Origin of the sequence: Daejeonella sp. H1SJ63, from assembly GCF_029360775.1 — a bacterium.
Classification (GTDB): Bacteria; Bacteroidota; Bacteroidia; order Sphingobacteriales; family Sphingobacteriaceae; genus Daejeonella.
Genome location: NZ_JARKMZ010000028.1, coordinates 169,732 through 183,075, shown reverse-complemented (window position 1 = coordinate 183,075; position 13,344 = coordinate 169,732). Strand labels below are relative to the sequence as shown.

Below are 13,344 nucleotides of genomic sequence, written 5' to 3'. Positions count from 1 at the left end.
TTAGACTATTCATTATATCTGCACTTTAACCCCTTTATTCATTTTACGGGCAATTTTATTACTTTGTGACCATGGCTAAACAAATTAACCTGCAACCTTTCAAAGACTTTTTTCGATCAGAACAAATTGGCGGCATCATACTGCTTTTTTGTGTGGCTACATCCATTGGTATTGCCAATTCTGCACTGGGAAATGGATTCGAACAGTTGCTATCCACTAAACTTGGGTTCAGTACTGAAAACCTGCAGTTGGAATATTCATTATCCATGTGGATTAATGACGGGTTAATGGCTATCTTCTTTTTACTCGTCGGCCTTGAAATAAAACGGGAAATGATTGAGGGTGAATTATCAAATCCACGAAAGGCAGCCATGCCAATTATGGCAGCACTGGGAGGAATGCTCTTGCCTGCAGCAATATATGTAATATTCAATCAGGGACTTGATACTGCACGGGGTTGGGGTATCCCAATGGCTACTGATATTGCTTTTGCGCTTGGAGTTATCTCACTACTTGGAAAGAGAGTTCCAGCTTCCTTAAAAGTATTTTTAGCGGCACTGGCAATTGCTGATGACCTTGGTGCAATTATTGTAATTGCAGTTTTTTACACCAATGAACTTCATTGGATGTATTTTCTATACTCCGGTGGTATTCTTGCCTTGCTGATACTAATGAACAGAATGGGAGTAACAAAACTCCTATTCTACATTATTCCCGGAATATTCCTCTGGTATTTTGTCCATCATTCAGGCATACACGCAACAATTGCCGGTGTATTACTCGCATTGACTGTGCCTACAAACCCGGTGAAAGAAACTTCACCGCTTGAAAAATTTGAACATATCATTGTCAGACCGGTAAATTTTCTGATCATGCCAATATTTGCATTGGCAAATACAAACATCCGCTTTGAACAAGATATGATTGACGAACTTTACAGTCCGCTGGGTTTAGGTATCATACTTGGCCTGTTCATTGGAAAGCCAATTGGTGTAGCCATATTTTCATGGTTATCTGTCAAATTAGGATTCGGAACTTTACCTTCAGGAGCAGGCTGGAAGCATATTATAGGATTAGGTATGCTTGCAGGCATCGGATTTACAATGTCAATTTTTGTATCCATGCTATCTTTCAGCAATCCTGATTTTCAGACTGAAGCAAAATTTGCCATTCTGACTGCATCGGTTAGTGCAGGCATTGCCGGATATATCTTTCTTAATTTTTTAAACAAGAAGAGTCTGAAATAACTATAAATCTGAAAATCTGACAGGGTCAGGGTCTGATTGACTTGACAAACTCAGGAATCCGCTGCATTGCATTTTCCGTTCCCAGAAATTTAACAAATGCACTGCCCACGATAGCTCCACGGGTATATTCAGCAGCTTTATTAAAACTTGCCTGATCTGAAATACCAAACCCAATCATTGTTGGATTTTTAAGCTTCATATCCCGGATCCGGGAAAAATACGATTCAGCCACATCAGAAACTTTCAGGTTTTTGCCTGTTGTTGAAGAAGAAGAAAGCAGATAGATAAATCCGTTACTTAATTCATCTATTTTACGAATACGCTCTTCTGAAGTCTGAGGAGTAACCAGAAAGATATTACTCAGGTTATTACTGATAAAATTCTCTTTGTACAGCTCCTCATACTCATACATTGGAAGATCGGGTACAATTACACCGTCTACTCCTACTGCTGCACAAGAATCGCAAAAATTCTTCACACCATACTGTAATACAGGATTTACATACCCCATCAGTAAAACCGGAATACTTACTCTCTTTCTTAATTCCTTTAACTGCTCAAAAAGTACTTTCAGATTCATCCCGTTCTTTAGCGAAACCTGAGAACTGTGCTGAATAACGGGTCCGTCTGCAAGCGGATCAGAGTACGGAAAACCAATTTCTATGAAATCGACACCCGCCTTTTCTACTGCTTCTGCAATATCTACAGTACTGTTTAACTCAGGGTAACCTGCTGTAAAATATAGAGATAAAAGCGGTTCCTGTTTATTTTGAAACAATTTATTAAGTCTGTTCATGGTTATTTCTATACCGAAAAAGCAGATGACCTCTGTCCTTTCAATGTAATTCGATTATTATAAATTAAAATATTTCATGTAGGTATCCAGATCTTTGTCGCCACGCCCTGAAAGACAGATTACAACACTTTCCTTACCAGTAAACTCCATTTTCTCCAGATATGCAAGTGCATGCGAGCTTTCAATAGCCGGAATAATCCCTTCCAGTTCAGCACATAATCTGCCGGCCTGCATTGCTTCATCATCCGTAACGCTAACATAATCAGCACGGTTTTCTTTGAAGAGATGGGCATGCTGCGGACCAATTCCCGGATAATCAAGTCCTGCAGAAATGGAATAAGGCTCGATAACCTGTCCATCCTCTGTTTGCATCAAAATAGAACGGCTTCCATGCAATACCCCCTCTTTACCCAGTGATGTTGTTGCCGCTGATTCACCGCTGTTAACACCTAAACCGGCAGCTTCAATAGCAATAAGTTTAACATCCTCATCATCCAGAAAATGATAGAACATTCCCATTGCATTACTTCCACCGCCAACACAAGCCATTACTATATCAGGATTTTCAGATCCTGTTTTCTCAAGCAATTGCTTTTTGGTTTCTTCTGAAATGACCGATTGAAACCGGGCAACCATATCAGGATAAGGATGCGGACCAACCACTGAGCCTATAATATAATGCGTATCAACAGGATTATTTATCCAGTCTCTCATCGCTTCATTGGTAGCATCCTTAAGTGTTCTGCTTCCTGATGTTGCCGGAATTACCTTTGCTCCCATCATTTTCATTCTCGCTACATTGGGTGCCTGTCTGGCAATATCTACTTCCCCCATATAAACTACACATTCCAGTCCCTTAAGGGCGCATACTGTAGCAGTAGCAACACCATGCTGTCCAGCTCCGGTTTCTGCAATAATCCTTTTCTTACCCAATCGTTCTGCCAGCAGAATTTGACCTATAGTATTGTTAATCTTATGTGCTCCGGTATGATTCAGGTCTTCTCTCTTCAGATAAATATTCGTTCCATATTTAGCTGATAACCTCTCGGCATGAAATAGTGGGGAGGGCCTTCCAACATAATCTTTTAATAACATCTGAAATTCAGCCTGAAATCCGGCTTCATAAATAATTTCAAGATACTGCTTGCGCAACTCTTCCACATTCGGGTATAGCATCTCAGGGATGTATGCACCTCCGAAGTCACCGAAATAGCCTTTTTCGTTTACCCCCCATTTAATCGAACTCTGTAAATATTCCTTGTTCATATCTATTATCCCCTTCAGGGGTATTTTTAATTCCTTAATAACTTAAATGCCTGCTTAAGGCTCTCAATGTTCTTCAGTCCGGGCTCAGTCTCAAATCTACTGTTCAGATCTACTCCATAAAGATATTTACCGGCAAATTTACTGATACCTGAGATATTTTCCAGCCCCAATCCCCCACTTAGAAAATACGGTTTAGAGCCCTGATATTTTGCGAGCAAGCCCCAGTCAAATGTCGTGCCTGAGCCCCCATGTTCTGTTGTTTTCGTATCAAAAAGAAAAAAATCACATACATCATTATAAGCTATCAGTAGCTCAAAGTTAAAATCAGACGATACTCCAAACGCCTTAAGCAATTCCACTTTTTTCCCGGGAATTGACTTTTCAAGTGCAGTCCTTAATCCGGCACAAAAATCAGCACTTTCAGAACCATGCAACTGAACTGCATCAAGACTATATTCGCAAACTTTTTGAACAATCTCACTAAGGTCTGCATTGACAAAAACGCCTGTAAGCTTAATCGTATCAGGCAGAGTATCTAAAAGTTCTCTATCAGGATTATTAGCATAGCGTTTCGATTGAGCATAAAAAATCAGTCCCATATAATCCGGCTTCAGTTCAGCAAGCCTGATTATATTTTCCCTGTCTCTCATACCGCAGACTTTTATTTTCATGCAAGCAATTTTTTAAAGCTGTTCAGGGCTTTTTTACTTACCAATGATTCCTCAGCCTCATAAAAACAATCTGAAAATGATCTTTCAGGTTTGATAGTGCGAATAGCAACTGCAGCATTACATACAACCACATTGTTTTGTTCGGTTGTGCCATTTCCTTCAAGTACCGCCGTAAAGATATCTGCAGATTCCTTTACTGTACTTCCCCCTCCTATTTTTACCGGATCAATCTTATCGAACCCAAGCTCTGCAATGGAATGGATATGCTCACCTGACGCTGAGAATGTTTTGAAATCACAGGTCAATGAAATTTCATCATATCCTTCCAAAGCATGAATGATGGTATATTTCGTATCCGATTTCTGATATAAATAAGCATATAGTCTGGCTAACTCAAGGCTGAATACCCCCACCATCTGATATTTAGGCATTGCCGGATTAACCATTGGACCAAGCATATTAAAGAAGGTCTTCACGCCAAGTTCCCTGCGTATTGGGGCAACCGTTTTCATCGCAGCATGAAAGAGCGGGGCATGTAAGAAGCATATTCCGGCTTCTTCCAGGCTTTTTTTCAGTTTATCGTTTTCAGCAGTAAAATTATACCCAAGATACTCCATTACGTTTGAAGAACCACATCCGGAGGAAACACCGTAATTGCCATGTTTAGATACTTTGTAGCCGGCACCGGCAACTACAAATGAAGCCAAAGTAGAAATATTAAAAGTATCTTTTCCATCGCCACCGGTGCCGCAAAGATCAATAAGCTCATATTCACTAAGCTCTGCTTTTAAACAAAGATCCAGCATACCATCACGAAAGCCTTCAAGCTCTTCTACCGTGATGCTTCTCATACAATAAGCAGCCATAAATGCAGCCATCTGAGAAGAGTTATACTTCCCCAATGTAATATTAGTCAGAATCTCTTTAGACTCTTCACGACTGAATGTTTTGTGTTCAAAAAGGTGATTAAGTATATTTTTCATTTGTATCTTTTGCATTTCGGTATAAAGTCCCGACGATCTGTTATAATTTTCACAAAAAAAGGGTTGCCTTCTGAGCAACCCTAAGTAATTTTTTTTCTATGTTCTGAAAATTATATACCTCTGCTGATTGCCGAATGTTTAAACATTTGCCACCACCAGATAGTATATAGTTTGTTTGAGTTCATTGTTTAAACAAATATGGATAAACTTTTTCTTAGCTGCAAACGTTTTAAGTATTTTTAAAGATATGAAGGCAACGAGAAAATCAAGAAGGTTATTACTGTTAAAGAAAAGTTTAGGAAAAGGGGCTCTGATATTTTTAGGAATTTGCCTTGCGTCATTTGGACTGAAAGGTTTTTTAGTTCCAAATCATTTTATCGACGGAGGCATCACAGGTATATCACTGTTAACTCATCAGTTAACGGGCATCCCGGTATCAGTCTGGCTGATCGTATTCAATGCTCCGTTCATAATTCTCGGAGCCAGACAAATCAGCAAAAGTTTTGCAGTAAGCACATCAATGGCCATTCTTACCCTTGCTGCAATTATATTTTTTATTGATTTTCCGGTAATTACAGATGACAAATTGCTGATTTCAATTTTTGGCGGCTTTTTTCTCGGGGCCGGTATTGGTCTGGCTATAAGAGGAGGATGTGTAATTGATGGAACAGAAATCCTGGCGGTTTACATCAACCGGAAAAGTATATTAAGCATGGGCGATATCATCCTGCTGATCAACGTATTCATATTCATAATTGCGGCGTTCATCCTGAATATTGAAACTGCACTTTATTCGATTCTCACTTATTTATCGGCTTCAAAAACGGTAGACTTCATCATTCAGGGTATTGAGGAATATACCGGGGTAACGATCATCTCTTCAAAAAGTGCACAGATCCGCGAAGCAATTACTCAAAAACTTGGCAGGGGTGTAACAATCTATAAAGGAGAAAGAGGACTGGAGCACTCGCAGTTTAAGAACAAGGATATTGACATCATTTTCACAGTTGTGACCCGACTGGAGCTATCAAAACTTAAACAGGAGGTTGACTTAATTGACCACAAAGCATTTGTGGTAATGAGCACAATCAGTGATACCAAAGGAGGTATCATCAAACCAAGGCCATTGCATTAAGTTTAAGCCTGAGAGTTTCTCATAGAATTTCCCCTGCTTAAAAACAAGGTAAATACCAGCGATAACAGGAACAGCATACCCACAAACTGATGAAGAATAGCAAACAGAACTGGAATTTCAACCCTGCTGTTTAAAATAGTCAATATCCCTAATACCATCTGAATGATCAAAAATAACAGAGGTAAATATCTGGTAGCATATAAAACACTATTTGCAGGCAGTTGTTTGGTTCTCAAAGTCCAGATTACTACCGGTATACAAATCAGATAGGCCAGTCCACGATGAATAAATTGTACAGTAATCAGATTATGCGAAATATCATCCCAGAAATTTGAAAATTTAAGCATACCTGCCGGCCAGTAACTTCCATTGATATCCGGCCAGGTATGTGAAGCTAAGGCAGCATGTAATCCGGCCATAAATGCTCCGTAAATTAACTGGATAGTTACCAGTACCAATAGGATCAGATTTATACCTCTGAGAGATGGAACAGAAAGAATCTCTGTTGAAGGAATACTCAGCTTAAGTGCGAACCAAAAAACATAACATAATAAAATCAGTGCAGCGATAAAATGAACAGCCAAACGGATATGACTCACATAAAGATTTTCAGCATTTAAGCCGCTTTGAACCATAATCCATCCAATTGCTCCCTGCAGACCTCCCAGAATAAAAAGAATAATCATCGGATTGACCATGCTTCTTTCAATTTTCTTCCTGATGAGGAAATAAATAAAAGGGAATATGAAAACTAAGCCCATTAATCTGGCCCAGTCGCGATGCAGCCATTCCCAGAAGAAAATGAATTTAAAATCGCTCAGAGAAAAATGGCTGTTCAGATGCTTGAACTGAGCAATTTCTTTATACTTATCAAAAGCCTGCTGCCATGCATCCTCATTCATTGGAGGAAATGCACCAATAATAGGCTGCCATTCAGTGATAGATAAACCAGAACCAGTTAAACGGGTAATACCACCCAGTAAAACCTGAACCATGATCATAACTAAACCGACAAATAACCATTTGGCCACTGCTCGATTATCTTTTGGCAAATCCATAATATTTTTTTGGTGAGAAAAGAAAATTACGGCGGCAAATATCTGCAATAAAACCTTTATTTCAATTAATAATCAACACAATGACTATAAAATATATCGCTGTATCAGGCATAATATCTTCATAAAAACTGGAAATACACTTTAGATTAAGCAAGATATATCTCATACATTCTGAATATTATGTAACATTTTGAATAAGCAGATTCATTCTTTTATCAAAATAATTGAAGAAGCAAAAAACAAGATTGAGTTTTTTATTAAACAATCCATTGCAAATATCTAAAAATCAATATATTACAAAATAACAAGATGTCATTTCCGGGTTTTTACTTATTAAATTCTTCAGATCGTATCAGATCCAAAATCTATTATTTAACATTAATTAGAACTTACTGAAAAAATAGCAGTATCAAATACCGATTTACCTGCGTAAATTTGTATAACCAATTATTAGCGACAGGCATACATATTCAAAATAGATTCTTAAATCATTTAATATGAACACACTGATCAACTCTGTCATTAAAGGAATAATGACTATTTCGATAATACTGTTTATTATCGGATCCGGCACCGAAATGCTATATGCATCAACTCAAAACTCTGCACCTCAGGATACTGTCAGCTTTATTCAATTCAGGGGAAAGGTTATTGACAGCAAAAATAAAAATGTTTTGAGTTTTGCTACTTTATCGCTCAGGGGGACCAATATTGCGGGTGTAACCAATAGCGAGGGAGAATTTTCAATTAAAATTCCCAAAATTAATTCATCGGGAGAATTATTGTTCTCGTACCTTGGATATAAGAATAAGACTGTAAAGCTGCAGGAATTAAAAGCAGAAAACAATCTCATCGCACTCGATCCATCCAACATAGCTCTCAGCGAAATTATAGTCTCAACCAATGAAGCTGAACTTCTCTTCAATCAGGTGATGAGTAAAAGGATACAAAACTATAGTGAAGATCTTAATTTAATGACCGGATTTTACAGAGAAACGATCCGAAAACGCAAGAATTATTTATCGCTCTCTGAATCTGTACTTGAGATTCAAAAACAACCCTATCGCAGCGAAACTGACGATTTTATAGAGCTGTTCAAAGGCCGTAAAAATACAGACTATACCAAACTCGACACTTTAACCTTTAAGCTGCAGGGCGGGCCTTACACCACAATTTTTCTGGATATCATGAAATATCCTGATTTCATATTCACAGAGGATCCAATGAAGAATTATGAGTTCAGCCTTGAAAACAACACTCAAATTGATGATAAAAAAGTATATGTTCTTGCCTTCAGGCAAAAGCCTGCTGTTCTTGACCCGCTTTATTACGGGAAATTATATATCGATACTGAAAGTCTGGCCGTAATAAGTGCTACATTCAATCTGAACGTAGAAAATAAGAAAGCTGTAAGTGCTTTATTTACACAGAAAAAGCCGGCAGGAGCCGAAGTTTATCCGATTGAAGCAAATTACCAGATTAATTACCGTGAACAAAACGGCAAATGGCTTTTCGGCTATTCACGTGGCGATATTACATTCAAAGTAGACTGGAAGAAAAAGCTGTTTAATACCACTTATGAATCATCGATTGAATTAGCTGTAACAGACTGGAAGAAAAAAACCAATGATCCCGCAAAGACTACTCAAAAGCTCCGTCAAAATGTAATCATGATCGACAAGGTTTCAAATTTTGCTGACCCTGAATTCTGGGGAGAATACAATATTATTGAACCTGAAAAATCAATTGAAACAGCCATCCGGAAAATTCAGAGAAAAATACCCTGATGATCTGAATTAATTCAAATTACCGGCTGAATTCTGTTGTCTGAATAATTTTTTATCGGCATAAAAAGTACCGAAAGGTATCAGGGAAGCAATAAAGCCCAGGCTTAGCTTCATGAAAGACCATTTGTAAAGATAAGACACCTGGAACAGCATAAAAACGTACAGAATAAACAGTACTCCATGGATCATGCCTACAACATAATTGGGTTCAGGCATATCAAACCTGTATTTTAAAATCATCGTAAATCCGATAAGCAGGAATGAACAGCCTTCAACAAAAGCAATAAAACGGAAACGATCGAGAGGAGTTTTAAACATGATTAAATGCTATTTTAAATTCGGTGCAAAATAGAGAATAATACAAAGACAAACATCAGCCTTAAGTAAATCCTGAAAATTAATAAAGAATTAATCAGGAGTACTTTTTCATAAATTGCAGGATGATAGCATACATCTGGTTTTTTCTGAAAACCATCTGAGAAATCATCCCTACATGTTTTTTACGCGGTATAACCTTAAATTCTGTCGTTTTATTCAATTGATTCAGATCCTTAAATAAACGATCAGACTGATGTTTTATGGCAGGATAAGTTCGCTCCCCTATAAAGATTAAATATGGATTGTTCACGTTCTCAAGATAGTAGCTCGGAGAACCGGCTTTCCATAACTCCTTATCATTCGAGAAAGTTTTCAAAAAGTTCTTCGTTCTCTTATTCGGCACGGCAACAGTAAGATATTCAAACATATCCAGACCGAAACCGTCATTTAAAATAACTGCTTTGATCGGATTTGGGATACCCTGCTTCTTAAAAAATCTTGGATCATTATTAATCAAAGCCGCCAAATGTCCCCCGGCCGAATGCCCCATCACAAATATCCGGTCAGGTTTACCTCCAAACCCGGCAATATTCTCATTAACCCATTTAATAGCCAATGCACAATCCATTGCCATTTGTTCGAACTGAGCCTCCGGACTTAAACTGTAGTTTATGATCACAGACACTACATTCTTTCGAGCCATATTTTTACCTAACCACCAGTATGTTTCCTTCTTTCCACTGTTCCATGAACCACCATGAATGAATAGCAGAACATCTTTGGGAACAGAAACATCTTCAGGGTAGTAAATATCAAGCAGGTTACGTATATTTTCAGTCTGTCCGGAATAGGAAATATCATGCTTAATGCCTATCCCTGCAAATGCACGCGGCATAAAAGCTATGAATATGAAGAATAAACCAATATTCAGCTTCATTATTTAATCAGCGGATCCTTTTCTTTTGTAAAATGATTATATACCAGACCATCTAACCAGCCCGGTAATATCTTATTTAAAAATACAGTAAGTTTCCCCTGAGCAGTCATTACCAGCGAACGCTTACGTTGTTCAACACCTCTTACTATAATTTGGGCAACTTCATCAGAACTCATCATCTTATCTTCATTCATACTGGTCTCGCCCTGAGCACTGCCATCTTTTACCAATGCTACATTTCTGATATTGGAGGCGGTAAATCCCGGAGAGGCAAGCATAACATGAAGCCCTGTCTTCAAATTTTCCACCCTCAGAGCCTCCATAAAGCCATTCAATGCAAATTTTGAAGCTGAATATCCTGTACGTCCGGGCAAACCCCGATAACCTGCAATAGACGACACTCCAACTACAGAACCTTTACTTTTCAATAATTCGGGTAAAGCATATTTTGTGCAATAAACTGCCCCCCAGAAATTGACATCCATAAGATTCTTCAATACCTGAAGATCGAGATCTTTGAACAAAGCCCGCATTGATATACCCGCATTATTAACCAGAACATCAATCCTGCCGAAGGTATTATTCGCCTGAGCAATCAGATCCTTACAATCTGACTCTTTTGACACATCGCACTGCACTGCAACTGCTTTAATAGCATAACGGGTTTCCAGATCCTGTGCAATTTCGCAGAGAGTTACATACTGGCGTGCTCCAAGCACAAGATTTGCCCCTCTTGCAGCAAATTGCACGGCACATGATTTACCAATACCGGAGGATGCTCCGGTAATTATTACTGTTTTATTTTTAAGATCCATGTATCGGATTTAGTTTAAATGACAATAAGGATATATCATCTGACAAGCGAATTTTCATATGGCACACGGGTGGCAATAGACTTGCCAAGTGTAATTTCATCAACATATTCAAGCTCACCGCCGAAAGCTATTCCTCTGGCTATAGTACTGATCTGAATTCCGGTTTCCTTCAGTTTTTTATAAAGATAAAAAATGGTAGTGTCACCCTCCATTGTAGCGCTAAGGGCAAGAATAACTTCAGATATACCCCCCTCCTTCACCCTGTCTACCAAACTTTCGATATTCAGGTCAGAAGGGCCGATACCATCCATTGGTGAAATTAATCCACCCAGCACATGATAAACTCCCTGATACTGACCGGTATTTTCTATTGCCATCACATCACGTGTATCTTCAACTACACAAATCAGGGATTTATCTCTTTTTACGGAACTGCAAATCCGGCATAACTGATCATCAGATATATTGCAGCATACAGTACAATATCTGATATCCCGTTTTAAAACAGTAAGGGCATTACTAAATTTCTCAATTTCCACCTGTGGTTGATTCAGCAAATGCAAAACCAGCCTGAGTGCGGTTTTCTGGCCAATCCCGGGTAGTGCAGCGAATTCATTTACGGCATTTTCAAGCAACTTTGAAGAAAAGTTCATACTGCAAATTTAAATTTAAAACTTAATGTTTTCTAAGCCGCTAATTATAAATTGAATACAATGAATACAATATCTGCATGCTGAATGAATTAATTCATTTTACTAACTTAATTGTTAATTTAGTCGACTTATACCCAAATCAAAATTTATGGCTCCAGGAGTTTTACTTACTTTCCTTATCGGATACTTTCTGATATTAATAGGCATATCTTATTTTACATCAAAAAAATCATCCGATAACTCAACGTTCTTTACCGCAAACAGAAACTCCAAATGGTATCTGGTAGCTTTTGGAATGATTGGTACTGCTCTATCAGGAGTAACATTTATTTCAGTACCAGGCGAAGTAGGAAATCCGGCAGGTAATGAATTTAAATACTTCCAGTTTGTTATTGGTAATGCTATCGGGTTTATACTGATCGCTACAGTACTTCTTCCATTGTATTACAGGATGAATCTTACATCTATTTATACCTATATTGAAGAAAGACTCGGAACATATAGTTATAAAACTGCTGCAAGTATTTTTCTTTTAAGCCGTACCATCGGATCATCATTCAGGCTTTACCTGGTTGTTATTGTATTGCAAAGATTCATTTTTGATTCATATGGAATCCCGTTCTGGGCAACGGTTCTGATATCTCTGGCCCTGATCTGGTCTTACACATTTAAAGGCGGGCTAAAAACAATCATCATCACCGATACACTTCAGACCTTATTTCTGGTTTCATCGGTCATACTCACAATTTACTTCATCTGCGACAGCCTCGATCTTAATATTTTCCAGGCTTTTGAAACCATCAAAAACAGTGGTTATTCAAAGGTATTTTTCTATGAAGACTTCATTACCAGCAAATTTCATGTGAGCAAACAATTGCTGGGCGGAATTTTTGTAACGATTGCCATGACAGGCCTTGATCAGGATATGATGCAAAAAAATCTGAGCTGTAAAAACATTGGTGAAGCACAAAAGAATATGTTCACATTCACCACTGTATTTGTGATCATTAACCTGTTTTTTCTAAGTGTAGGAGCTCTTTTATATGTTTACGCAAGCAAGAATGGAATAGAAATACCTATGGATAGTGTTACCGGAAAACCACGCACTGATTTTCTTTTCCCAGAAATAGCCCTGAATCATTTAAGTCTTATTCCTGCCATTGTTTTCATGCTGGGATTAACTGCCGCAACCTTTGCAACTACAGACTCTGCACTGACTGCATTAACAACATCTTTTTGTGTTGATTTCCTTAGCTTTTCAAAAAAGGAAGATGTGAATTCAGCTTCATCAATAAGAGCCAGACATATGGTTCATGTTGGATTTTCAATACTGATGTTTCTGGTTATTCTATTATTCAATGCAGTGAATAATGCAGCCGTTGTAAGTGCCATTTTCACCGTTGCATCCTATACTTATGGCCCACTCATTGGTCTTTACGGATTTGGATTATTCATGAAGAAAAGAACCGTGTACGACAAACTCGTTCCTATTATTTGCCTTCTTGCTCCTGCAATATGCTTCTTCCTGAATGCAAATTCAAAGACACTAATGGGTGGATATATCTTTGATAACGAAATGATTGTTGTTAATGGATTAATAACCTTTATCGGACTACTGGCAATCAGCAAGCCTGCTATCGGCAGAACGAAATTTTAAAGGAAGAGTTTGGATGTATTA

13 protein-coding genes are annotated in these 13,344 nt (G+C 38.1%); 4 read left to right on the top strand and 9 right to left on the bottom strand.

Annotation, left to right across the window (positions count from 1 at the left end; all coding sequences use genetic code 11):
- Window positions 1-71: 71 nt before the first annotated feature.
- The gene (gene nhaA / locus P2W72_RS08700) at window positions 72-1,247 is read left to right on the top strand and encodes a Na+/H+ antiporter NhaA (RefSeq protein WP_276360967.1); all 1,176 of its coding nucleotides are present in this window, start codon (window positions 72-74) and stop codon (window positions 1,245-1,247) included.
- Between the two features lie 25 nt (window positions 1,248-1,272).
- Here nhaA and trpA read toward each other — a convergent pair whose 3' ends face one another.
- From trpA to trpD, 4 genes are read right to left on the bottom strand one after another with little or no spacing between them, the layout of a single operon-like run.
- Complete coding sequence (trpA, locus tag P2W72_RS08695) at window positions 1,273-2,043, bottom strand: tryptophan synthase subunit alpha (protein ID WP_276360961.1); 771 nt, start codon at window positions 2,041-2,043, stop codon at window positions 1,273-1,275.
- Between the two features lie 57 nt (window positions 2,044-2,100).
- Window positions 2,101-3,309, bottom strand: a complete 1,209-nt coding sequence (gene trpB, locus P2W72_RS08690; RefSeq protein WP_276360956.1) for a tryptophan synthase subunit beta — start codon at window positions 3,307-3,309, stop codon at window positions 2,101-2,103.
- Between the two features lie 26 nt (window positions 3,310-3,335).
- The gene (locus tag P2W72_RS08685) at window positions 3,336-3,980 is read right to left on the bottom strand and encodes a phosphoribosylanthranilate isomerase (RefSeq protein ID WP_276360952.1); all 645 of its coding nucleotides are present in this window, start codon (window positions 3,978-3,980) and stop codon (window positions 3,336-3,338) included.
- Window positions 3,977-4,963, bottom strand: coding sequence for an anthranilate phosphoribosyltransferase (gene trpD, locus P2W72_RS08680; protein WP_276360950.1), 987 nt, complete (start codon window positions 4,961-4,963; stop codon window positions 3,977-3,979). Before trpD ends, P2W72_RS08685 begins: the two co-directional genes overlap by 4 nt.
- A 247-nt stretch (window positions 4,964-5,210) precedes the next feature.
- Between trpD and P2W72_RS08675 the strand changes: the two genes are divergently transcribed.
- A complete protein-coding gene (locus tag P2W72_RS08675; RefSeq protein ID WP_276360947.1) occupies window positions 5,211-6,098 on the top strand; it encodes a YitT family protein in 888 nt (295 codons plus the stop codon).
- A gap of 2 nt (window positions 6,099-6,100) precedes the next feature.
- Here the strand turns inward: P2W72_RS08675 and P2W72_RS08670 are convergent, their stop codons facing one another.
- Window positions 6,101-7,156 (bottom strand): COX15/CtaA family protein, encoded by a 1,056-nt coding sequence (locus tag P2W72_RS08670; protein ID WP_276360945.1) that lies wholly within the window; start codon window positions 7,154-7,156, stop codon window positions 6,101-6,103.
- A gap of 497 nt (window positions 7,157-7,653) precedes the next feature.
- Between P2W72_RS08670 and P2W72_RS08665 the strand changes: the two genes are divergently transcribed.
- The gene (locus tag P2W72_RS08665) at window positions 7,654-8,943 is read left to right on the top strand and encodes a carboxypeptidase-like regulatory domain-containing protein (RefSeq protein WP_276360942.1); all 1,290 of its coding nucleotides are present in this window, start codon (window positions 7,654-7,656) and stop codon (window positions 8,941-8,943) included.
- A gap of 9 nt (window positions 8,944-8,952) precedes the next feature.
- Here the strand turns inward: P2W72_RS08665 and P2W72_RS08660 are convergent, their stop codons facing one another.
- The 4 genes from P2W72_RS08660 to recR all read right to left on the bottom strand — a co-directional run bounded on the left by P2W72_RS08660 (window position 8,953) and on the right by recR (window position 11,666).
- A complete protein-coding gene (locus P2W72_RS08660) occupies window positions 8,953-9,261 on the bottom strand; it encodes a DUF3817 domain-containing protein (RefSeq protein WP_276360940.1) in 309 nt (102 codons plus the stop codon).
- A 94-nt stretch (window positions 9,262-9,355) separates the two neighbouring features.
- Entirely contained in the window at window positions 9,356-10,198 is an 843-nt protein-coding gene (locus P2W72_RS08655; protein WP_276360938.1) for an alpha/beta hydrolase, read from the bottom strand.
- Entirely contained in the window at window positions 10,198-11,013 is an 816-nt protein-coding gene (locus P2W72_RS08650; RefSeq protein WP_276360936.1) for an SDR family oxidoreductase, read from the bottom strand. The genes P2W72_RS08655 and P2W72_RS08650 overlap by 1 nt, the downstream gene beginning before the upstream one ends.
- Window positions 11,014-11,048: 35 nt before the next feature.
- Window positions 11,049-11,666, bottom strand: a complete 618-nt coding sequence (recR, locus tag P2W72_RS08645) for a recombination mediator RecR (RefSeq protein WP_276360933.1) — start codon at window positions 11,664-11,666, stop codon at window positions 11,049-11,051.
- A gap of 148 nt (window positions 11,667-11,814) precedes the next feature.
- Between recR and P2W72_RS08640 the strand changes: the two genes are divergently transcribed.
- Window positions 11,815-13,323, top strand: coding sequence for a sodium:solute symporter (locus tag P2W72_RS08640; protein ID WP_276360930.1), 1,509 nt, complete (start codon window positions 11,815-11,817; stop codon window positions 13,321-13,323).
- Window positions 13,324-13,344 lie beyond the last annotated feature (21 nt).